Raw genomic sequence first — 23,013 nt, 5'->3', positions numbered from 1 at the left:
CAATGAACATATCCAATTCATCCAATCCCGCTGCTGTTCCAAGCAGTAGCGAATCACCACCGCCGTTTCGCGAGGCAACCTATGGCGAATTATGCTGGGCGATGATCCGTACCGGTATTCTCGGCTATGGCGGCGGTCCGTCGGTTATGCCGCTGTTCCGGTATGAAGCCGTGACTCGTTATCGCTGGATCAGCGATGACGAATTCGGCGAGATTCTGGCGCTGGGCAATGCCCTGCCGGGACCGATTGCTACCAAGATGGCAGCTTATCTCGGCTATCGTAGCAAAGGCACATTAGGTGCCATCGTCGCCATTCTGGCGCATATCGTACCTTCCTTTGTAGCGATGATTCTGCTGCTATCTGCCGTCGCTGTCCTCAGTCAGTCGAAGATGATTCAGGGCATGATCGCTGCTGTCGTGCCAGTGATCGCTGTTATGCTGGGCGTGATGGCGTACGAATTTGGCGAAAAGGCAGTCAAAGGGCTAGGCAAGACGCTTGGCATTGTATTGTTCATTATTGTATTCATCCTGTTGCAGATTCTGAATGTGCATGCAGCTATCGTGATCGCTGCCTTTCTGTTGTATGGCGCCTTTCACTTCAAATTCGTTAGCTGGCTCAAAAGCCGCCGTTCCGGCAGCGGAGGTGCAGTATGATGACGATGATGATCAAGGGGCTTGTAATCGACTGGCTGGAATGGCTGCGTCTGCTATGGGGATTCTTCCTTGCTAACGTGCTTGGTTACGGCGGTGGACCTGCTTCCATTCCGTTAATGTATAACGAGATCGTTACCCATTATCACTGGTTGAACGATACGCAATTTTCCAATGTACTGGCACTGGGTAATACGCTGCCGGGACCGATTGCTACTAAGATCGCTGCATTTGTCGGCTTTGATGTAGCCGGTATTCCGGGTATGCTGATTGCGCTGGGCGCTACGGTCATTCCGTCGGCGGTAGCGATGATCGTGCTGTTGAAGCTGCTGCAAAAGTACCGTACCTCGCCTGTGGTCAAAGGGCTGACATTGCTCGTACAGCCTGTTATTGCGGTGCTGATGCTCATTCTGACGTGGCAGCTAGCGCAGGAATCGTATACCTCCATCGGACTATGGCAATCGCTCATTATCGCTGCTGTTGCTTTCTGGGCGATGCAAATTCGCAAGATTCACCCGGCTTTTGTTATTCTGGCGGCGTTTGCGTACGGTGCGTTCGCTCTGCCTTATTTTATGTAATATTGCTTGTATAGCTGCTTATTGCGAATCATGGGCAAATAAGCAATCGTTAAAGACCCGTCATTGCTCAGGCATATTGATGCCGTAGACATTGCGGGTCTTTTTGTTATGTTCAGCTATGGTGTAGTATGCAATCTGGTTGTTTCGATTGAAGTAGTATGAATCCGTATCGCTTTATTGGAGACGCGCGATATAGCCGTCTTGAACGCATAGATATAGGACTGCGCCTCACTATTATACGGGACGCTTCTCCTCCAAAATCGTCGGCGATAGCGGCTTATGATCAATCGGCGAAGACAGCACGATCAGCGTAGTATAATCCCCATACGCACTAATTCGATTCTCAAAATCCTCCAGTTCACGGATCGATGAAGTGATGACCTTGAGCAAATAATTGTATTCGCCGCTCGTTCGGTGGCATTCGGCAATCTCCACCGTCTGCTGGCAGAACTCCACAAAGTTCAGTCCGTCGCTCGTATGAAATAGATAATAAGCAGTAGATTGATGTCCAATTTTCTCTGGGGAAATGATGGCGCGATATTGCTGGATAATGCCGCTTTCCTCCATCCGACGTACCCGCTCCGTCACCGCTGGCTGCGATAACCCCACTTCCTTGCCCAGATCAGTCATAGAAATGCGACCGTGCTGTTGAAGATGAAGCAAAATACATTGATCGACGTGGTCCATAGATCATCCTCCTCTGTACGTTTTGACGTGACGAACAACACGCTGCTGCCCAAGCTAGGAATGATACATCAAAGGAATGACCGGCAGAACGCATCGGTCGCGTTGCCGGTTGTTCATATCTTCTCGGTTGTTATATGTATTAGTGCGATATTATCACAGAACATGCCTGTAGTAAATCCAAACAAAGGCGCAAAAAAGCCGCCACTACTGCCGAAATGCTACTTTCGGCAGAGTCGCGACTTCCTTTTCTGAATCATTTACTTCCAGCCGTTTGCGCCAGAATTGCCTTCATCAATGGCACATAAATATGCCAGTAAAATGCGTCTTCACTGTTCGGTCGGTCAAATGTAAACCACCGTTTTACCGTCTCCCAACCTTCATAACGACGCCAGAACGGATACTGATCATGATCCGCATAATCGCCTGCAAAATAGTAGGATACGTAGCTGTCATGCTGCTGCTGGATAATCGCCGGGAATGAACCATCAATACCAGCTTCCTGCATCTTGGTACGTCCATCTTCGGTCAGACCGAGATCATACGTTGCCAGCACTTCCGTGCCTGCTGCCGGCTTCATAATATCAAACCAGTAGTTATAGCGCACCGTATCATTCAGTCCCAACAATGCCTTCCCTTGTGTGGTCAGGATCGTCTGTACCCCTTCGGTACCGATCTGCTTGCCTTCTTGCAGTACAACCACGCGACCATCTTCATGAACGAGTACAATCCCCGGTCCCGTATACGGCCACTGGTTGGCATCGCTGCCGTTGCCACTCAGAAATGCTGGCACTTCACCGCCGCGCGTCAGATCGCTAAAATAACGCCCTGTCCAACCTGTCCATTCCACTCCAAGCAGCGGATAGATCTGCTTACGCACACTTTGCTTCGTTGGTGTTGCCAGACTGTTGAACTCGGCGATCAACGTTTTCACACCACCGCCTTCAACACCCGCTTTGATCCGCTGTACATCGGTATCTGTCAGACCGCCGTACAACATGCCTTGTGACAGATCGCCTGTACCAGCAGAGCTATCTTCATCTCCAGCGTTAGTACCCTGATACTCAGCCTTCTCTACACCATAGGTGTCCGCCAGATAGATCATATCTGTGCCTTTCATCTGTTCAGGCAGCTCGGTCGTGGTGTACTTGCCATCCGCCTGCGGGAAAAAGCCATAATAATCTTTCGTATAATCGTAAGGCTGTCCATCTGCTTTGACATACTTCTGCTGATTGAGCAGCCAGACAAGACCTTTATGTTCACGGTACGAGTCGTTTGCAACGGTCTTGTCCAGAATCGTCACCTGTAATGTCTGATCCGGCTTTATTTCCCACCAGATCCATGGCGTTACGGCAAGAGCGACCAATAGGACGGGAATGAGCCAGAACGTCCATGCTTTGATTATTTTCATGGATTGCCTCCGCTCGCCCCGCTATCGGTTTTCTTGGAGTTCATTACACCGCCGCGTGCCATATCGCCCCAGACGTGCTTTTTGCGAGCGGCGATGCGCACCAGACCTTCGAAGCGCCAGAATGTCATCATCGGACGATACCAGAGCGTCTCGGACAGCGCGTAGAAGAACAGTCGCGTCAGATCGGATACCCGGTTATAACGCTTGAAGCACCATTCTTCGAATAGCACTGCGCCCATCGACAGCAGCGAGCCATATAGCAGCATTAAGAACGCGAGAATGATCGTAATCCGAATATCAATCGTATCCAGAAACAATCCAGTAATAACTGTAATGATCCCCGCCAGCTCCACCGCAGGGCCGAGCAGCTCGACGAACAGGAAGTATGGCATGGAGATCATGCCAATTTTGCCGTAACGCGGGTTGAGCAGCATCTTGCGGTTTTTCCACAGACTTTCAAACAGACCGCGATGCCAGCGCGTCCGCTGACGACGCAAAATTTTGGCTTGCTCCGGTGCTTCCGTCCAGCAGACCGGATCGGGCACGTAGACGATCTGTGCTTTGCTCTTCTTCTCCTGAATCCGTCGGTGTAGACGTACGACCAGCTCCATATCTTCACCGATCGTGTTCACATCGTAGCCACCGACCTCGATCACCCAGCTCTTTTTGAAAATACCAAATGCACCGGATACGATCAGCAGCAGATTGTAACGACTGAGTCCGATGCGCCCCATCAGGAAGGCGCGCAAGTATTCGATAACCTGCATCACGACCAGCGGCTTGTTGGACAATCGTACGCTATCACGGCTTAGATAGCCGCTATCCACATAACTGCCGTTGGCGATACCGACACTACCACCGGTCGCTACAATCTCTTCATTCGGACCGGCATCCATGATCGGCTTCATTACTTTGATAAAAGCATCCTGGTCAAGCACCGTATCGCCGTCCAAGGAAGCAAAATACGGATACTGACATACGTTAATGCCGACATTCAGTGCATCTGCTTTCCCACCGTTTTCTTTGTCGACCAGCACCAGATTGTTGTGCTGAAGGGAGCGGTAAATGCCGCGGATCGGTTGCGTCGGTTTGCCTAGCCCTGACCAGCGTACCCGGCTTTTGATCTCGACCATGTTGAATTCTTCGATCAATTCCTGTGCTGTCCGGTCTTTGGAGCCATCATTGACAACCACGACTTCAAATTGCTTGTAGTTGATACCGAGCAGGGAGCGTACACTCCAGACGATATTCAATTCTTCATTGTAGGCAGGGACAATAATCGACAACGGCGGCGCTAACTCTTCTTGTAGCACCTGCTCGTATTGAGCTTCGTTGACATCCTTTTCCCGATTCAGCTTGATCGCTGCGATGAAAAATAATACTACATAGACCAGGCTGACAACGACAACGTAAACCATAATAATATAGCCGAGAATCTCGAAGATCGTGCCGATCGTCTCCAGCCAGATTTCACTCATATTGTTTCCTTCCCGCGTCTCATCCGCTATCTCATGTACAGCGGTCCGCATGTTCGCTGGTAGCTGCTTGAGCAGCGGCTCCAGTGTATTGGGGGTGAGTTACTGCTACGATACTATCGCTAATAGCGATAGCATAGCGTTAAGCCAAATGCTGCTCGTAGTGTTTTCGTTCCAATGTCTCTTCTGCCATCTCGCGTGCATAGCGGTCGGCGTGTTCGCCAGCGGCTACTTTTTCCAACAACTTCAGCCCATTTTTGTAACCGGACAGTGATTCTGCTGCTTGCTGACGAACCCGGTACGCGGAGTCGCCCAGCATTTCCATCAGATAGGACACAAACACATCTTCATGCACATTGCCCATCAATTTGGCACGCATCAACCGCTCTGGCCACGAGGTTGTTTGTGTTTCTGGATAATCATGCTCGTGCTCCAATACATTCAGCAATCGACGAGTCGCTTCCGGTGACAAATAGCCAAAGTTAGAGATTGCCTTCAACGCACGAATACGCAATTCGCTATCTCCTGCTGACAGTTGGCGCTCCAGCAGGCTGAGTACTTCGGTAGAACGGATATTGTTGACACGTAAGGCATCCATAAGGCTGCACTGTACACGATACGGAAATTGGTCAAACTCGCGTAGCATCCGGTTGCGTATCTCCTCATTGAGCGGCAACAAGATTTGCAGCAGCTGACTGTCGGACAGCTCATGATTACCATCTCGTAAAAAGTCCACCAGCTGTTCACTGCTCAGCTTGGACAATACACGCAAAATCTGAAAATGCTCTTCATCCGTACATTTGGGATCTTTCATCCAGCGGATCAAATCGTTTTCCAGCGTATTTATACGAAATTGTTCAATCCAGAGCAATGTGTTCATACGCGTACTCCAACGCGAGCTACGCAATGCCTGCCGATACTGCCCGGAGAAATAACGTTCTGCAAATTCATAGATCCGAATCCGTTCTTCTGGAGCACGAGTCACGGCAAGACGATGCTGCAATGCCTCCTGTACCGCTTCCATCCGATACGGTTCTTTGGTCGACAGACGACGCGACGTTTCACCAGTCGCCAGATAATGTTCTAGTGCTGAATCCGGTAATTCCAGCTCACGTACCATTTCATATATAGTTGATCGCCGTTTGTTATACGTGGATTTGCGCAGTGCCAGGTAGCCGTATAAGCCTAATAATGCCAGCAGCATGATTACACATAGAATGGCGATAATGATCAATACCTGTTCTGTGCTCAGATGATTCATGCTCTCATCCTCCCCAATAACCGGCGAATCCGGGCTTCCAACTCCACAATGCTAAATGGTTTGGTTAAATAATCATCTGTACCTGCACTGATCGCTTCCGCCACTTCACGGTCATCACCGACACCCGTCAACATCAACACTGTATAGCGACTACGCTTCTCGGAAGATCGCAGACGACGGAGCACTTCCATCCCATTCACACGCGGCATCATCCGATCCAGAATGAGCAAATATTGTGTATCCTCGTTATGCCAGTCATCACTGAAAAAGTCCTCACCATCGCTAAATGCACGTACATCCAGCTTATGATCCATTTGAATACCAGCCAGACGCTTGGTGAGCATATTACGAATCAGATCATCATCATCAATGATCGCCAGTCTCCATGAACGAATATCTACCGGTGGAATGGGTGCCTGCTGAATCTCGGCACGCTCATTATGTTGCAGACGCTTCTCGTCGCCATCGACCCATTCTAATCGGCGAGTTCCACTCTCGGCTGCCACTGCTTCACGGATCGTATCCGCACGGAAAGCGGAGGCTGGAGCAGAAGCTTCATTGGGCAAGACAATCGATCCGGCAGCAACAGCCGTACGACGACTTTGACCGGTTTCGGTCAACAATGGCGATTGCTGTCCCGCAGGGCTGCCTGCCGCCTCGTCCATTTCCGGCTCATGGATCAAATCATTATCCGGCAACATGACCGATTCTACTGGGTTCGATGAAGCAGCAGAACTTGCTTCCCGATAATCGGCATCAGAAGAAGTGGGATGCGACGACGCATATGTCGCTTCATCAGTGCCGGGGAATAACGGTTCATGATTAGCATGCTTTTGCAGCCGCGACGACAGGTTGGACAACAGCGAATCCATCTTCTGCTCCGCTTCCTCTACAGGGTTCACCGCAGCACGAACCTCGCGGTGATGAATAGATTGTGCTGCGGGCGCAGAATCAGGCTCCCCTTGATACGTCACGGATGCTGTTGCAGATGGATCTTCGTATGTCTCGTTCTGGCTCGTTGAATCGTATACAGCAGCTGTATCACCCGCTGCTTCTTGTACATGGCGAACAGTATCACTCAGACGTAACGACGAATGACTGTCCAGTGCACGACGTTCCGGTACTACAATAACTCCATCATGGCGGCGCTTCGCTTCTGCTACAATACGGAGAATCCGATCATAACAGAACGGTGCAGTCATACCCGGCTTCAATTCCAGCACACCAGCAGAGAAGGAGATATGATAAATCTCGGAACCTACATTCTGTTCTTCCTGTTCCAGCTTCGCGAGCAGTTGATTAGCAAACGATGCTGCTTCCTTCTCACTAATGCCAGGTTGTAATAGGTAAAAACGGTCATGGCGATCACGCGCCCAGATGTCCAGCGGTCCGAGCGAAGGTTTCACCAGATCGGAGAAATGTTGGAGCAATCGGTCTCCTTCGGTGTAACCAAACCGTTCATTGATATAACGGAAGCTATCCAGATCAAACAGAGTCAATACCGATGGTTCCGGACGTTCTGGCAATCGCTGTAAATGACGAACCAGTTCCTGAGCGAAGTACGTATTGTTATAGGCACCGGTCAGCTCATCTGTCATCAATAGCGTATTCAGCTTGAGACGACGGGAAATCTGACGCTTCACTCGCACTGCGAATTCTTCCACATCCAGTGGCTTGCCGATAAAATCGTCCGCGCCCGATTCATACGCACGAATACGAGTCTCACGGTTATTGCTTGCACTAATCATAATGATCGGAATGAGATACTGCTCACTGCGCGCCTGCATTTCCTGTAACAGATCGAGACCATTGCTATCTTGCAGTACAATATCCAGCACAACACAATCCGGCTTCATACTGTAAAACAACTCCAGTGCACGACCAGCATCTGGTGTTGCCAGCACCATATAACCGAGACGTTCCAGATAATCTTTGAGCATTTGTAGCAGACTGAGATCGTCATCCACGACTAGCAGCGTACCCAGATAGGCGGGCAGCTCGTCTGTCGACTGCAATTCATCCGATACGCTGTCCGCTTCCTCTTCCTCCAGCTCATCGCCAACAGCCAGCAGCAAATATGCCAGTGATGCCAGCAGTTCGCGTGCTTCCTTCGCATCCCACTGACGTTCGCCTTCCGAATCCAGCTGATCGATCCGCTCCGAAGCAGCCTGGAACCAATCATCCAGCCCAATCGTGCCTGCTGTTCCTTTTACCGAATGCAGCAGTCGATACAATTCTGCTTCTGTGCTGGATTGGCCGGGCCGGGTCATTTCCCTGATTTTATCCTTCATTTGTTTAATAAATAAGCGCTGATATTTGTCCATACGGCCCTCCCTGGCTGCAATCGTATAATGCAGATGACATCACAGCCATTAATTTGAATAAAATGGAAATTAATTCGTACTACGTATTACCCATTCTGCTACCTATTGGAGTAATATTTTCACAATATTACCATTATTGAGATTCTTCTGATTTTGGCAACAATGGTGTATCGTTACCTTCTTGCAATAGATCGACTCGAATGACATCGCCAACTACTTTGAGTTGAGCAGCACTGAGACCGTTCTTTTTGAGTTCCGCTTGAACTGCCAGTTCGTTGCGACTGGTGATGACCATATCGGAAGCGTGCGGGTCTTGTCCCAAGAGAGAGATACCGAGTTCTAGCAGACGCTCTACCGTAAATGGCTTTTGCAAATACTTCTCGTCCGGTTTCTCGGCAAAGTCTCCCGGCTGATCCAGCGCGGATGAGACGATCACCGGTACACGGCGGGTAATCTCTTTGCTTTTGAGTGCAGTGATAAAATCCCATCCCGTCTTCGGACCTTGCAGCTGAATATCTACGATGCAGAGCAGCGGCGGCGTCTGTAGCATCTGCAATCCAAGCAGCGCTTCCTCCGCATTGTTTAGCGTCAAAATATCGTACTGCTGCTCTTCAAACGTTGCTCCGATCAGACGTGCCAGATTCTCCTCGTCTTCTACTACAACGATTCGATTATCCAGCTGTGGAATGTGCATTTTCGGTAATTTCACAGTAAAGGTACTGCCCTGACCAAGAATGGAGTCAAATGTTACTTCGCCGCCTAGATCGCGGACAATTTCGCGCACAATAGCGAGTCCCAATCCTGTACCGCCAATCTGACGACGGTCAGAATTATCCACCCGGTAAAACTTGCCAAACATCTGATCCTTCGCTTCTTCCGGAATACCAAGACCGTAATCCTGCACTTCTGCCAACCAGTTGTCGTCCTCCTCGCGGATACGTACATCGATCAATTCTTGCCCTGGTGAATACTTCACCGCATTGCTGATCAGATTGTGCATGACTTGCGTAATGCGATCTCTATCCGCACGTACGAGTGTCGTCTGTTCCGGCAATACGATATTGATGCTGTGATCTTGTTTGCCATCCCATTGTCCCGCCACATCCGCGACGACGGTACGCAGATCGAACGGAATGATCGTATAACTTTGCTTGCCTGATTCCATCCGCTGCAAATCCAGAAAGTCGCTGATCAGATTCGATAAACGATTCGCTTCGCGATAGATCGTATCCATATACTTTTTCGCTTTTTCCGGTTTAACTTCACGATTGAGTAGAATTTCCACAAAACCGAGAATACTTGCCAGTGGTGTACGCAATTCATGCGATACAATGCTGACAAATTCATTTTTCATCTGATTCGCCTGTTCTTCTTCGGTACGATCACGGAACACGAACAGATGGTAATCATTCAGATCCGCACCAGTGATGACGTTGGCATACATCTCCATATAATGAACCGAACCATCCCGAGCTCGCATCGTAAATTGCGTTTTCCATTCGTTCATTCGCTCGTTCATCACATGACGAATTTGTTCGCTCAGCTTGTAACTGCCCATATGTTGCTGATCCAGAAACTCGCCCAGCGAAGCTATAGAAGCCCCGGTACGCAAGTCTGGCAATACACGGCTCACCTGCTCATTGCAGAAGGATACAATGCCGTTGTGATCACACAATACCAATCCTTCATGCAGCGAATCGATAATCTCCTGAATCGTATCCCGCTGCTGCTTGATCATCTGCTTCTCGGCTTCCAGCTCAATATTCAGTTCGACCAGACGAGCACTTTGCTTGCGACGATCTTCGCCAGCCAGCTGTGCCTGATACGCCAGTCCAAATTGATTGATCATGCCTTCCGTTAGCAAACGATCCATAATATGCACAGACAGACTGCCGTACGTCGTAAACAGAAGATAACCGATAGCTTTGCTCTCTTCATCGAACAGTGGATAGTAGTGATCATCTGCTCGTTCATTGCCGCTGTGTAGCCCTCGTTCTGCGCCATTGACTGCACGGCTACGAACGGTCGGTTTACGTTCCTCAATCACTTCACGGGCAGGTCCATATAATTGCTCGCTAGTCATATGATCCTGTTCTTCTGGCCAGCCAATCGCGTGAACCATACGGAACCATTGTTTATCTGTCGAAGGATCTTGTACAACCAGCATCACTGCATCATGATGCGTGGCATGCATCAGCGCACGCAGACTATTTTCCAGAAAATCACTCATACGCGTATACCCAGTCAGTTGTTCCTGATACGTGTTGATCAATTGCAATTGACGTTCGCGTTCGGTTAATCTCTCTAAAATAACGGATTGTTCGTGCTGTTGCAGCAAGATTTCTTCATTTTGAGATTCCATTTTGTCGTTTTGCTGTGCCATATGTTCCAGACTACTTTCCAATTGCTGATGGCGCTCTTCCAGTTGCTCTGCCATATGGTTGATTCCATTAATCAAACTGCCGATTTCGTCGTCGCGATCGCGCTCAGGTACATGGATATATTCTCCGTTGCTAATACGCTTCACTGCCGCTTCCAATTCCACCACTGGCTTAATCATAGATTGGCGCAAATAACGAACCAGCAGCAAGGCAGCAAACAATGCAAGCACGATAAAGACCAGCGGAATAAACAATACTGCGGAATTAAGCTGCTGACTTTGCTTGAGCAGCGAATTCACTTCCATACGCTCACTTTGCACAATCTGATTGAGCTGCGTATTGACGCCGCGAACTAGATTGGTCGTAATGGTCTGGGCTACACGTTCAATCTCAGCCTGTTGATCGTTCCGCTTATAATCTTCGATAATAGCAAAATAGCTAAAATACTCCTGACTTTGGCGAGACAATTGCTCCAGATCATCCGCTACCGCCTCGTCATTGCCCACATCACTACGATATTGCGCAAGTTCCTGCTGAAAACGATCTCGATCACTCTCAGCTAATGCTAGGAAGTTCGCTCCATCGAATGCCAGATAGGCTCGAAAATTCGATACTGCTGAACGGTAATCTTCCCCAATCGTTTGCAGCCGATTCTGGCGCTCCAGATGTACATTCACCTCATCTGTAATATCTGCCACCTGCTGCTTAAACATCCATTCCACCGCAAAAATAATCAGTCCAAATACAAGGAAAATAACGATTGTCCAACGGGTTACACGCCGTGCCAATCCGCCGCGCTGCTGCATTAATTTTCCTCCAATAAACCTTCAACCGCATCCATCAGTTGCAGCGGGCTAAATGGCTTAGACATGTACAACGTAACGCCCGCCTGCTCGGCACGTATACGATCTTTTTCCTGTGCTTTGGCAGTTAGTAAAATAACCGGCTTGTCCGCATTGATACCACCGCTACCACGCAGCCACTCACACACTTCGATTCCAGTCGCTTCCGGCATCATATAATCGAGAATGACCAGATCATACGATTGTTCTTGCAAGCGATCGCGCGCAATCCCGCCATCTTCTGCTTCCGCTACCTCGTACCCTTCATCCTCCAATGTTTCCGTTAACAAAAAGCGCAGAGCCGGTTCGTCTTCTGCGATCAAAATCTGAAATGCTGCCATTGTGTCATCCTCCTGTTATACCGCCACTGAAATATTCAACAGCGAATGGGTTAGTTCATTGCTTCATCGCATTCCGTCTTACTTATTTTTAAACATTTTTTAACAATAAATAGTATTTATTTCAAGTTATAATCCGGTATTATTGCTAAAATTCTGTATTTGTTCAACAAATCATGTACAGATTACAGACTACCGGTCATACCATGCGTCACTATTGCTCCATTTATCGGCAAAAATAGGCGTTTCAGAAATAGGACTTCGTTCTTAATCGTGCGTCATAATCACCGTATTTTGCCGCCAAAAAACGCGCTTTTTTTCCATATTATTTTAGCTTTTGCTTTCTATTGTAGATTCGCCGAAAATCGGATGAAGGATTGCTCCTTGTTGAGGCATAATGAAAAGATGTAGTCGCCGAGGAAATGCTGGACGGCATACGAATTGCAGAGGATCTAGCGGATATTGAATATTTTTCAAAATATACAAATGCGAACGATACCGGACAGGCATTCCAAACAGCGAATATGCTATACTGAACAGGTAGTGTACTTCATTTATCGGAGAGGGGTTTTTCCTTCATTATGTTTCAACTCAGTCCCTCCTTTTTACAAATAGGTTCTACTGTCGGTTTGGTCGTTATCGCGTTAACGGCTATTCTGGTTCGGTCGCGCACCAATCACAGACCTGTGAACGCCAAAAAGATCCTCATTCCGCCACTGGGCATGAGTACAGGCTTCTTTATGTTTGTCTTGCCTGATTTTCGCGTATCGTGGTTATGGGCACTCGGTGCCTTTCTCGCTGGCTGGCTGCTGTTCTCGTATCCACTCATTCGTGGTACACGGTTTGAGCACAATGGAACAGATATCGTCGTACAGCGTTCCAAGAGCTTTCTATTCATTTTGCTCGGTCTACTGATGATTCGCTTGCTGCTGCACCGTTTTATCGAGCAATATATTAGCATTCCACAAACAGCAGGTGTGTTTTTCATCCTCGCCTTCGGTACATTGCTGCACTGGCGGCTGGATATGTATCGCAAATACCGCAAACTGTATCAAGCTCATCAATCAGGCACTTCATTGTGAACGGTTACTTCTTATGACAAACCAAAAAGCTAAAGCCGTACTCCGGTACCAAGGGGACAGGCTGCGTTGCCGCAGCGAATGGTTTCCGAAGCTGGGGTGGCTTTAGCTTTTTTTCGGTTGTATAGGGTGTTGAATTCGTCGTCTTCATGATCGTAAACGATCAACATGAACACCATATGAACAAAGCGCCTACATCTCGTAGGCGCTTTGTTGTCGCTATTGCATGTCTTGTTTAAGCGTTGCTATGCTGAGTTCCCAGCTATTTATTGTTCGGCAACCTTCACGAGCTGTTTGCCTAAGTTTTGCCCGCTGAACAGCCCGATAAATGCTTCCGGAATACTTTCAAATCCATCCACAATATTCTCGCTGTACTTCAGCTTGCCTTCGCGTACCCATTGACCGAGTTCTTGCAAGCCCTCTGCCTGTTCATGCGCATAATCGCCGACAAGGAAGCCTTTTAGTAGAACGGTACGCGTGAGCAGCATCGGTAGAATGCGTGGACCGAGTTCCGGCTTCTCCTGATTGTAGAGCGAGATCTGACCGCATAGCGGAACACGTGCATTGCGGTTTAACAGCGGAATAATGGCATCTGTAATCTCTCCGCCTACATTGTCAAAATACACATCAATGCCGTCTGGACAAGCCTTTTCCAGCGCTTGGTCGAGTGGTTGATCAGTCTTGTAATTGATTACCTCGTCAAACCCAAGCTCTTCCTTCAGATAACGGTTCTTCTCATCCGAACCGGAGATGCCGATGACGCGTGCGCCTTTGATTTTACCGATCTGACCGACGATCATGCCGACCGCGCCACCTGCACCGGAGACGACCAGCGTCTCGCCCGGCTGCGGGTTACCGATGCGCAGTGTACCAAAGTACGCCGTCAATCCGGTCATGCCTAGCACACCAAGTGCAGTTGAGATCGGTGCCAGCTCGGTATCCACTTTGCGGCAAGCTTTGGCATCCATAATGCCGTAACGTTGCCAGCCCCATGCGCCGACTACGATATCTCCTTCTTGAAAACCATCATCTTTACTTTGCAGCACTTTACCGATGGAGCCACCAGTAATGACTTCACCGACTGCATACGGAGCAGAGTACGACTTGGCATCCTTCATCCGTCCACGCATATATGGATCGACCGATACATACAGCGTTTTGATCAATAGCTGTCCGTTCTGCGGCGGGTTCAGCTCTTCCGTTTTAAATGTAAAATTGTCCAGCTGCGGCGTGCCTTCCGGCCGACTGGCAAGTGCGATATATTCGTTTTGTTGTTCTGCCATGTTCTATTCCTCCCTGGATCATTCATTGAATGTTTTGATACATATAGTGCTCAACTAATGTTCATCACAGCAGATCATATGTCTGCCTTCACATAATATTGTACCTCTTTTGTATAAGGTGATGCCAACGAGATACAATTGTTAGCCTATCTTGGATGGTATGCAAATACTGTTGTGTACACATCAAACAATGCATATCCAACATTCAGCACAGTATATCCAAACTTATTATTACCCATTTTTATACACATATTGACCATAGATGACTATATCTAACGATGCAATCTATGACGATATAAATGATGAGAGCGTTAGCATGCGCAAAAGACATCCATCGCCCTATCTTTATTCAAAAAGAGTTAACTTATATGACATATTTTACGGTTACAGCGGCGGATAAAGATTGTATAATGGCAGAGATGGAAAGTATTTTAACATTGTTTTATCGTCCTGTCAGAAAGAGGCGGAGCTGAGGAGAGATCATTTCTTCGGACTGCGCACGTTCAATTTATATGGAGCGGGAGGCTATACAAGATGGGCAGAAAAAATAGAAAAGTAGCGATTATCGGCGTTGGCATGGTCGGAGCAGGTTGTGCTTATTCCATGATCAACCAGTCGATTGCCGATGAGATTATGATGGTCGGACGCACTCACGATAAAGCAGTCGCACAGGCGCTTGACCTGTCACACTGCATGGACTTTACCTCACACCGCACCAAAGTATATGCAGGTACGCTAGACCAATGCGGCGATATGGATATCGTCATCATTACCGCAGGTGCCAATCCCAAGCCCGGACAGGATCGCATGACCGTACTGCATGAAGCAGCAGTGATCACCAAAGAGATCGTTGATCCGATCATGGCAAGCGGCTTTGACGGTGTATTCATCATCGCAGCCAATCCGGTCGATGTGGTATCTTATCTAACCTGGCAATATTCCGGTCTGCCACGCGAGCGCATTATCGGCACTGGTACATCGATCGACTCATCCCGTCTAAAAACGATCCTATCGGACGTGTTCTCCATTGATCCACGTAGCGTACACGGGTACGTCCTCGGTGAACATGGCGAATCTCAATTTGTAGCTTGGTCGCATGTGACGATTGGCGGCAAGCCACTGCTGCATATTATGGAACAACATGCCCTGCGTTTCCCAGAACTCAGTCTGGAAGATGTAGCCCTCAAGACGCGTGATGCAGGCTGGGAAATCTTCCTACGCAAAGGTCACACTCAGTTCGGAATCGGCAATGCACTCGCGCATATCGCCCGCTCGATTCTATACGATGAGCACCGGATTATCGCTGTATCTGCTATTCTGGATGGAGAGTATGGTCAAACCGATGTATGCGCAGGTGTACCGGCGATCATTAGCGGCGAAGGGATTCAGGAATTAATCGAACTTCGACTGGATGAAGGCGAACAACGTCAATTCGCTCATTCCTGCGATGTGATCCGTGGCGCGATTGAACAGGTGCACATTACGGTTTAATTGGTTTTTCATGAGGATCAATTTATAGGTTTTATCTATGAACTTATAGGCAGAATAACAAAATACAGCCAGTAGGGATGATATGCACGTTCCATGTCCCCACTGGCTGTATTCTTTATTTTCTAAACATCAGCTATAGCTACATTATCCAGACTATCCCACACCCCAAGCAAATACATAATGCCTAGCGCCCGGTCATACAATCCATAGCCTGGACGACAATCCTGCTCCTCGCCCCACAAATGACGACCATGATCGGGACGCACATATCCGTTGTAACCGTTCTCATGATATGCTTTGACAACCTCAGCAATATCGACACTACCATCCTGTCCGCGATGCGACACCTCGATAAAGTCGCCATTGTCGAACACCTTCACATTACGAATATGGGCAAAATAAATACGGTCGTGGAATTCTCGAATCATCGCTGGCAGATCGTTAGTAGGGTTCGTGCCAAGCGATCCGGTGCAAAATGTCAGCCCATTGTACGGACTGTCTACCATATCCAGCAGACGGCGGATCGTATCGCGGCTACGAATGATGCGCGGCAATCCAAAGATCGGCCACGCCGGATCGTCAGGATGGATCGCCATTTTGATATCCACTTCTTCGCAGACTGGCATGATGCGCTCCAAGAAATATTTCAGGTTATCAAACAGCTTCTCTTCATCCACATCGGCATACGCTGCAAACAGCTCATCCAGCTTTGCCAGACGCTCCGGTTCCCAACCCGGCATCGTAAACTTGCCTGCTCCTTGCAAAATGCGATCCACCATCTGGCGCGGATTGTCAGTAATCGCCGCTTTTTCATAAAAGAGTGCATTCGAACCGTCCGGCAACTCCTTGTACAGCTCCGTGCGTGTCCAATCGAATACTGGCATAAAGTTATAACAAATGACTTTGACGCCAACCGTAGCCAGTTTACGAATGGTGTCTATGTAGATATCGATATAATGATCCCGCGTCGGGCGTCCAATCTTGATGTCGTCGTGTACATTCACACTCTCCACAACGGCAGTGCTGAATCCTTTGGCAGTAATCTGATTGGCTACTTCTTGGATGCGCTCCAGCTCCCACTCTTCGCCCGCGATCTTGTCGTGCAGCGACCAAACGATACCCATCACCCCGGGAATCTGACGGATATGATCCAGTGTAATATTGTCATTGCCTTCGCCATACCATCTCCACGTCATGTTCATACAGTTGCCTCCTCTACGATTTGGATATTTCTGTATACCAGATTCAGGTAGATCATACGTCTGGCAGCAGGTGTTGTCAAACGAGTCTCACTTCTCAAGCACCCATCTCTTAGCACGTTAATGATAAATATAGTTATATCAAAATACGTATACATTTTATCAATAGCATATTTTTCATTCAGAAATATTTACACAGCGTATTATTACTTCGATATCACCAGCGAATCATTGCATACAAAAAACCACCAGTAAGATCATGAGAGACAGTTCTCATCATCCTACTGGTGGTTTTACATTTTATCCGTATCATTATCGATCTTCTTCAACGTAAGTGATCTACTACCTCGAAACGCATCTATTCCAATCGGTTCATAATACGACTGTCACGTTCAGCCAACGCAGTTTATTTCACCGTCAGCACCGGACATTTCGCATGTTGAATGACTTTATGACTTACACTGCCCAGAAACAACTCGGATACGGTGCTCATCCCGCGTGTTCCCATAATGATCAGATCGGCTTTTTCCTCGGTAGCCAGATCACAAATCACAGTTGCCGGATCGCCATCGTGATAACGAATTGTATATTGTACACCCGTTGGGTCAAGATAACTACGGTATGCTTCGGTCAATTCATGACCTTCCTCATCCAATCGCTGATCGATATCAACACCGAATGGCGGTTCAGACACCATCATTGTTGGATTCACATGGATCAGAGTCAATCTGGCTGGCGTTTGCAGCGAACGCGCCAGCGATACTGCGTGCTCCAATGCGCGACGAGCATGTTCGGAACCGTCTACCGCAACAGCAATGTGTTGGTATACTGTACTTTGATTATTGTCAGACATAAGCTTGTCCTCCATTCTATACGACTCATATGACAAATCAGTTATATCTTACTATTACCCATTATATGCCGAACTGCGGCACAGCAATTCATGCGCAACGCAGTTCAGCACTGCTCCATCCATTAATGACCGTGCGAGACGTCGATGCCAGCCAGATGACGGCGACGAACGATCAGCACGACAACAGCAACCAACACCATCAGACCACCAAAGTAGAACGGAGTTGCCGAGTTGTACCATTCTGCCAGTTTACCTGCTAAGAATGGGGATACCGCGCCACCGAGAAAACGGACAAAGCTATATGCCGCGGAAGCGACCGAACGTTCCACTGGTGCAGATTCCATAACAGCTGTAGTAATCAGCGTATTGTTAATACCGAGGAAAATACCAGCAACAATCACTCCGATAATGACCAGAGTTGGCGAGCCAGTCGCTGCACCTACACCCATGAATACGAGATCTAGTGCGAACAGCGTCAGCATCACGCCCATCGAACCAGCGAGATTGAAGCGTGCTTGCAGCTTCGGTGCTACGAATACGGACGTAATCGCCAGCAGAATGCCCCAACCGAAAAATACATAACCAAGACCGTGCTCATCCAGTCCCATCACATACGGCGAATACGCCATCAGGGTGAAGAAACCAAAGTTATATAAGAAGGCAACAATCGCCAATGTTTTCAATGCCGGGAATTTCAATGCTTTGAATGGATCAGATAAGGAACTGCGTGTTTTAGGTTTTGGAATTTTCGGCAACATCACCAGAATGAATACAAAACCGAGTAACATCAGGACACTGACACCGAAGAATGGACCGCGCCATGAGATGGAGCCCAATTCGCCGCCCAGCAGAGGTCCGACTGAGATCCCCAGACCCAGTGCTGCTTCATACAAAATAATCGCTTTGGCTGTACCGGAAGTCGACAAGCCGACAATCGCAGACAATGCAGTCGCGATGAACAGCGCATTCCCTAATCCCCAGCCGCCGCGGAAACCAACGATCTGACTGATTGTATCAGACATACCGCCCAATGCTGAGAAAATGACGATTAGGATGACACCGCTTAGCAGCGTCCATTTAACACCAATCCGACTGGAAACGAAACCAGTGATCAGCATCGCCAGACCAGTTACCAGATTGTAGCTGGTGAACAGCAGCGATACTTGACTTGGTGTTGCATTCAACTGAGTGGCAATCGCTGGTAAAATCGGGTCAACCAGACCAAGACCCATAAATGAAATGACACAGGCAAAGGCAACTGCCCACACTGCTTTTGGCTGCGACAATAGTCCGCCTTGTTTGGGCAGCTCTTTGACTTGAGCTGTTTTGGTACTCATGATGATATATTCCTCCCTTTTCTCTTCCAATCTCCGTTACATGTAATATGATGATGCATCACAGAATGTCCCAACGATTCGTTGTCAGAACCGTCCATTTGGAACACCGTACGACTTTGTAGCTAACGTATAGTTAGCATATCCTGCTTCAAGAATCCGCCTTTTCGCCGCTTAGCCTCTCTAAGCCTTCGCGCACCTGCTGACGCAATTCCTCCGCTTCTTGCTTGAACGACTGAATCGTGTTCATCTTGCTCTCCATCATCTCCAACTGCTCGCCCAGCGTGATATCGATCTGCTGTAGCTGCTGTCTGCGTTCTTGCAGATCGGTAATGTTACGATACCGCTCACGCTGACCTCTCAGCATCTCCATCACTTCGATATACCGCTGTAATTCCTGCAACGAGAAGCCAAGTACATCGCGCGCACTGATGATCTTTTTCAACCGTTCAATATCGTCACGCGTATACAACCGGGTATTGCCTTCACTTCGCTGCGGAGCCAGCAGACCGATCTCCTCGTAATAGCGAATCGTACGCTTGGTCAGATTGCATTCGGTAGCTACTTCATCAATCTTATACAGCGTCATGACGTTCCCTCACATTCATATATTTAAATAATTACATATTGTATATGAATATAATAGCACTATTTAACGTTAACGTCAACGTTATTTGAAAATTAAATTTAGATTTTTCATCTATTTTCATTCTAAATCTAACAAACTTCCGTTATATGTTGTTTGATTCTATCTATAATTGAGTTGCTGTATGTATAAGCAAGGGCTCAGCAAGATGAGATACAACAAAAAGAACCCCGGCACGTTATGCGCAAGGGTTCTGGATATTAAATACTATATTATTTCGAGGATTTCTCGACCGCGTGACCACCAAATTCGTTACGCAGTGCAGCGACAACTTTACCTGTAAATGTATCGTTGTCCAAGGAACGGTAACGCATCAGCAGGGACAGCGCGATAACCGGTGTTGCCATTTGCAGATCCATTGCTTCTTCCACTGTCCATTTACCTTCACCGGAGGAGTGCATGATGCCTTGGATTTCTTCCAGACGACCGTCTTTAGCAAATGCATTTTCGGTCAGCTCCATCAGCCAAGAGCGGATAACGGAACCGTTGTTCCATACGCGCGCTACTTTTTCATAGTTGAAGTCGTACGGGCTTTTCTCCAGTACTTCGAAGCCTTCACCGATAGCTGCCATCATACCGTACTCAATCCCGTTGTGTACCATTTTCAGGTAGTGACCGCTGCCCGCTTCGCCAGCATACAGGTAGCCATGCTCTACGGAAGTATCGCGGAATACTGGTTCCACAACATCCCATGCTTCTTTGTCGCCACCAACCATATAACACGCACCGTTACGAGCGCCGCTCATGCCGCCGGATGTACCTGCGTCCATGTAGTGGATGCCTTTGACTTTCATTTCATTGTAACGACGAATAGATTCTTTGTAGTGAGAGTTTCCTGCTTCGATCACGATGTCTTTCTCGGACAACAGTGGAGCAATTTCAGCCAGTACGGAATCAACGACGCCGTGAGGAACCATCACCCATAGTACGCGTGGTGCTTCCATTTTCTCTACCAGCTCAGCGATGGTGTTGGCGCCTTGTGCACCCAGTCCAGAGATTTCTTTTACCGCTTCTTTGTTCAGGTCAAAGGCAACAACCTCGTGGCTGTGATCCATCAGGTTTTGTGCCAGGTTCATACCCATTTTGCCAAGTCCGATCAATCCGATTTTCATAGTATAGCCCTCCATGTAGTGGGATGATAGATCCCTTTTTTTATCTGAATCTTTGTAAAAGATGTTGCTCCAATTGATTGCCATCTCATGCCTAATTATCCAATCATAGACTGCAACGGCACTCTGCAAAGCCATACAACCGGCTCTGAAGGCATAGGGAATACGCTCTGTTCATCCTAAACCAGAGCGTAAACCAGACATTCATCTGCAAAAGAACGCGTGGAACGCTTAGCGTGATGCTACGCCGGTACGCACAGGTGCCGCATTGCGGTCGCCCAACCAGCGGAATCCTTGCTCGGCGAGCAGCGCATCGGATGCTTCTGGACCATAGGTGCCGGAGGCATAATCATGCAGCGGCAGACTGTTGTCCGCGAAAGCTTCCAGAATCGGTTGAATCCATTGCCAGGACAGCTCCACTTCATCCCAGTGAGCGAAGAAGGTGCCGTCGCCGCGCAGTGCATCGCCGATCAGCAGTTCATATGCTTCTGGATCATTGTCAGTGCCCATCACGAATTCGGATGTCATCGGCTCCAGTTGACCCGTTTTTACATTGCGACGATTCAATTGCAGGGTAATTTTCTCTTCTGGATTGATGCTGATGGTCAGCATATTCGGCTGTCCGTCGCAATCAATACAGATTTCGTTGTTGTGCATCGTGTTTTTGAACTCGATCACGATACGGGTCGATTTTTCCTTCATGCGTTTACCGGTACGAATGTAGAACGGTACGCCCTGCCAAGAGAAATCGTCAACCCAGACGCGTGCAGCGACAAAGGTATCGGTGTTGGAACCAAGTGTAATGCCTGGCTCATCCTGATATCCCTGCACTTCGCGACCAGATACGACACCAGCAGTATATTGTGCACGCACGATATGTTTGTGCGCTTCTTCTTTGGATACTGGGCGCAGCGCTTTGGCGATGTATTTCTTATGAGAACGTACATCGTCCGCCGTATGTCCGCCAGGCAGTGTCATTGCAGTCATCATCAGCACTTGCAGCATATGGTTTTGTACCATATCGCGTACAGCACCAGTATGATCATAATAGCCTGCGCGCTCTTCTACACCGACTACTTCGGATGCAGTAATTTGCACGTTTGCGATATGACGGTTGTTCCACAGCGATTGGATAACCGGATTCGCCGAAGTGAAGGATTCCATATTTTGCACCATCGGTTTGCCCAAATAGTGGTCAATGCGGAAAATTTCTTCCTCAGCAAATGTTTTGCTCAGGTGATTGTTCAGCTGACGTGCCGATTCCAGATCGTGACCGAATGGTTTCTCGATGATCAGACGCTTCCAACCAGATGTTGTACCCAATCCGCTCGCGTTGATGTTGTCAGCGATCACCTCGAAGAATTCAGGTGCTACCGACATGTAGAACATGCGGTTTTGTGGAATGTTCAGCTCGGATTCGCGCTGCTCAACAATGCTCAGCAGTTCTTTGTAACCGGCGGTATCATCCACATTCAGAATATGATAGCGAATAGAACGTAAAAACGCGTCCAGCGTTTCGCGATGATTTGGTGTGTTGCGGGAAAATTCTTGCAGCGATTGCTCCACATACGTCTGGAATGTCGCGTCATTGAATGATTTGCGTCCCAGTCCGATGATGGAGAAGGCTTCCGGCATTTTGCGATCTACATACAAATTGTACAAAGCAGGGAAAATTTTGCGTTTCGCCAGATCCCCGGTTGAACCGAACAATACAAATGTCATAGCTTCCATATCGTTTCTCCTCCAAAATGTACCCATCCCGTGTGTTCTATAGCATTTTGCATGCTTCTGTGTCTATGGGCTAGTTGTGTACAGACCTTAACGTCCTGCCAGCTTGATACTGTTGATATAGCAACTATATCGTCAAAAAATAAACGAACCTCTCCATAAAATATGTATACAAAAACATATTTCATATGCAGGTATCGTTATAAAGTCAATCTTTCATTGTGTCTCTTTTGTGACAGTCAAACTCACAAAAATTACAATAGACCTTGTGTCGAACAATGTCAAGATAAAAATGAAAGTTTCACAATGAATATTACCATTTCCATTTCTGCATCCGGTATTTCCTT

General features: G+C 48.0%; 18 protein-coding genes. 4 read left to right on the top strand and 14 right to left on the bottom strand.

The features are described from left to right. Nucleotides 1-2: 2 nt before the first annotated feature. Together ACE3MZ_RS01990 and ACE3MZ_RS01985 are read left to right on the top strand one after the other, a co-directional pair. Entirely contained in the window at nt 3-653 is a 651-nt protein-coding gene (locus ACE3MZ_RS01990) for a chromate transporter (RefSeq protein WP_411344889.1), read from the top strand. Further along, complete coding sequence (locus ACE3MZ_RS01985; protein ID WP_411344888.1) at nt 650-1,228, top strand: chromate transporter; 579 nt, start codon at nt 650-652, stop codon at nt 1,226-1,228. Before ACE3MZ_RS01990 ends, ACE3MZ_RS01985 begins: the two co-directional genes overlap by 4 nt. Before the next feature lie 234 nt (nt 1,229-1,462). Here the strand turns inward: ACE3MZ_RS01985 and ACE3MZ_RS01980 are convergent, their stop codons facing one another. The 7 genes from ACE3MZ_RS01980 to ACE3MZ_RS01950 form a co-directional block, all read right to left on the bottom strand. Beyond that, nucleotides 1,463-1,915, bottom strand: a complete 453-nt coding sequence (locus ACE3MZ_RS01980) for an Lrp/AsnC family transcriptional regulator (protein ID WP_411344887.1) — start codon at nt 1,913-1,915, stop codon at nt 1,463-1,465. A gap of 253 nt (nt 1,916-2,168) precedes the next feature. Further along, nucleotides 2,169-3,323, bottom strand: a complete 1,155-nt coding sequence (locus ACE3MZ_RS01975; protein ID WP_411344886.1) for a hypothetical protein — start codon at nt 3,321-3,323, stop codon at nt 2,169-2,171. Further along, the gene (locus ACE3MZ_RS01970; RefSeq protein WP_411344885.1) at nt 3,320-4,801 is read right to left on the bottom strand and encodes a glycosyltransferase; all 1,482 of its coding nucleotides are present in this window, start codon (nt 4,799-4,801) and stop codon (nt 3,320-3,322) included. The genes ACE3MZ_RS01975 and ACE3MZ_RS01970 overlap by 4 nt, the downstream gene beginning before the upstream one ends. 139 nt (nt 4,802-4,940) lie before the next feature. Beyond that, on the bottom strand, nt 4,941-6,059 hold the full coding sequence (locus ACE3MZ_RS01965) for a HEAT repeat domain-containing protein (RefSeq protein ID WP_411344884.1): 1,119 nt from the start codon (nt 6,057-6,059) through the stop codon (nt 4,941-4,943). Beyond that, the gene (locus ACE3MZ_RS01960) at nt 6,056-8,383 is read right to left on the bottom strand and encodes a response regulator (protein WP_411344883.1); all 2,328 of its coding nucleotides are present in this window, start codon (nt 8,381-8,383) and stop codon (nt 6,056-6,058) included. The genes ACE3MZ_RS01965 and ACE3MZ_RS01960 overlap by 4 nt, the downstream gene beginning before the upstream one ends. 133 nt (nt 8,384-8,516) lie before the next feature. Further along, a complete protein-coding gene (locus ACE3MZ_RS01955; protein WP_411344882.1) occupies nt 8,517-11,570 on the bottom strand; it encodes an ATP-binding protein in 3,054 nt (1,017 codons plus the stop codon). After that, nucleotides 11,570-11,947, bottom strand: coding sequence for a response regulator transcription factor (locus ACE3MZ_RS01950; RefSeq protein ID WP_411344881.1), 378 nt, complete (start codon nt 11,945-11,947; stop codon nt 11,570-11,572). The genes ACE3MZ_RS01955 and ACE3MZ_RS01950 overlap by 1 nt, the downstream gene beginning before the upstream one ends. 578 nt (nt 11,948-12,525) lie before the next feature. On the opposite strand from ACE3MZ_RS01950, the gene ACE3MZ_RS01945 reads away from it, so the two are divergent. Beyond that, nucleotides 12,526-13,026: a CcdC family protein gene (locus tag ACE3MZ_RS01945; protein ID WP_411344880.1), complete on the top strand. Its 501-nt coding sequence runs from the start codon at nt 12,526-12,528 to the stop codon at nt 13,024-13,026. A gap of 263 nt (nt 13,027-13,289) precedes the next feature. Here ACE3MZ_RS01945 and ACE3MZ_RS01940 read toward each other — a convergent pair whose 3' ends face one another. Continuing rightward, on the bottom strand, nt 13,290-14,306 hold the full coding sequence (locus ACE3MZ_RS01940; RefSeq protein WP_411344879.1) for an NADP-dependent oxidoreductase: 1,017 nt from the start codon (nt 14,304-14,306) through the stop codon (nt 13,290-13,292). A gap of 534 nt (nt 14,307-14,840) precedes the next feature. Between ACE3MZ_RS01940 and ACE3MZ_RS01935 the strand changes: the two genes are divergently transcribed. Next, nucleotides 14,841-15,797: an L-lactate dehydrogenase gene (locus tag ACE3MZ_RS01935; RefSeq protein ID WP_411344878.1), complete on the top strand. Its 957-nt coding sequence runs from the start codon at nt 14,841-14,843 to the stop codon at nt 15,795-15,797. A gap of 122 nt (nt 15,798-15,919) precedes the next feature. Here the strand turns inward: ACE3MZ_RS01935 and uxuA are convergent, their stop codons facing one another. The 6 genes from uxuA to zwf form a co-directional block, all read right to left on the bottom strand. Beyond that, on the bottom strand, nt 15,920-16,999 hold the full coding sequence (gene uxuA, locus ACE3MZ_RS01930; RefSeq protein WP_411344877.1) for a mannonate dehydratase: 1,080 nt from the start codon (nt 16,997-16,999) through the stop codon (nt 15,920-15,922). A gap of 403 nt (nt 17,000-17,402) precedes the next feature. Beyond that, on the bottom strand, nt 17,403-17,849 hold the full coding sequence (locus ACE3MZ_RS01925) for a universal stress protein (protein ID WP_411344876.1): 447 nt from the start codon (nt 17,847-17,849) through the stop codon (nt 17,403-17,405). 122 nt (nt 17,850-17,971) lie between these two features. Further along, complete coding sequence (locus tag ACE3MZ_RS01920) at nt 17,972-19,186, bottom strand: MFS transporter (protein ID WP_411344875.1); 1,215 nt, start codon at nt 19,184-19,186, stop codon at nt 17,972-17,974. Between the two features lie 148 nt (nt 19,187-19,334). Beyond that, nucleotides 19,335-19,772 (bottom strand): MerR family transcriptional regulator, encoded by a 438-nt coding sequence (locus tag ACE3MZ_RS01915; RefSeq protein WP_411344874.1) that lies wholly within the window; start codon nt 19,770-19,772, stop codon nt 19,335-19,337. Nucleotides 19,773-20,041: 269 nt separating this feature from the next. Next, nucleotides 20,042-20,941 (bottom strand): phosphogluconate dehydrogenase (NAD(+)-dependent, decarboxylating), encoded by a 900-nt coding sequence (gene gnd / locus ACE3MZ_RS01910; protein ID WP_411344873.1) that lies wholly within the window; start codon nt 20,939-20,941, stop codon nt 20,042-20,044. Between the two features lie 228 nt (nt 20,942-21,169). Beyond that, complete coding sequence (gene zwf / locus ACE3MZ_RS01905) at nt 21,170-22,669, bottom strand: glucose-6-phosphate dehydrogenase (protein WP_411344872.1); 1,500 nt, start codon at nt 22,667-22,669, stop codon at nt 21,170-21,172. Nucleotides 22,670-23,013: the final 344 nt, after the last annotated feature.

Origin of the sequence: Paenibacillus sp. WLX1005, assembly GCF_046603685.1 — a bacterium.
Lineage (GTDB): Bacteria > Bacillota > Bacilli > Paenibacillales > Paenibacillaceae > Saccharibacillus.
Note: the sequence above shows the minus strand (reverse complement) of the source record. Positions and strands in the feature narration are given on the sequence as shown.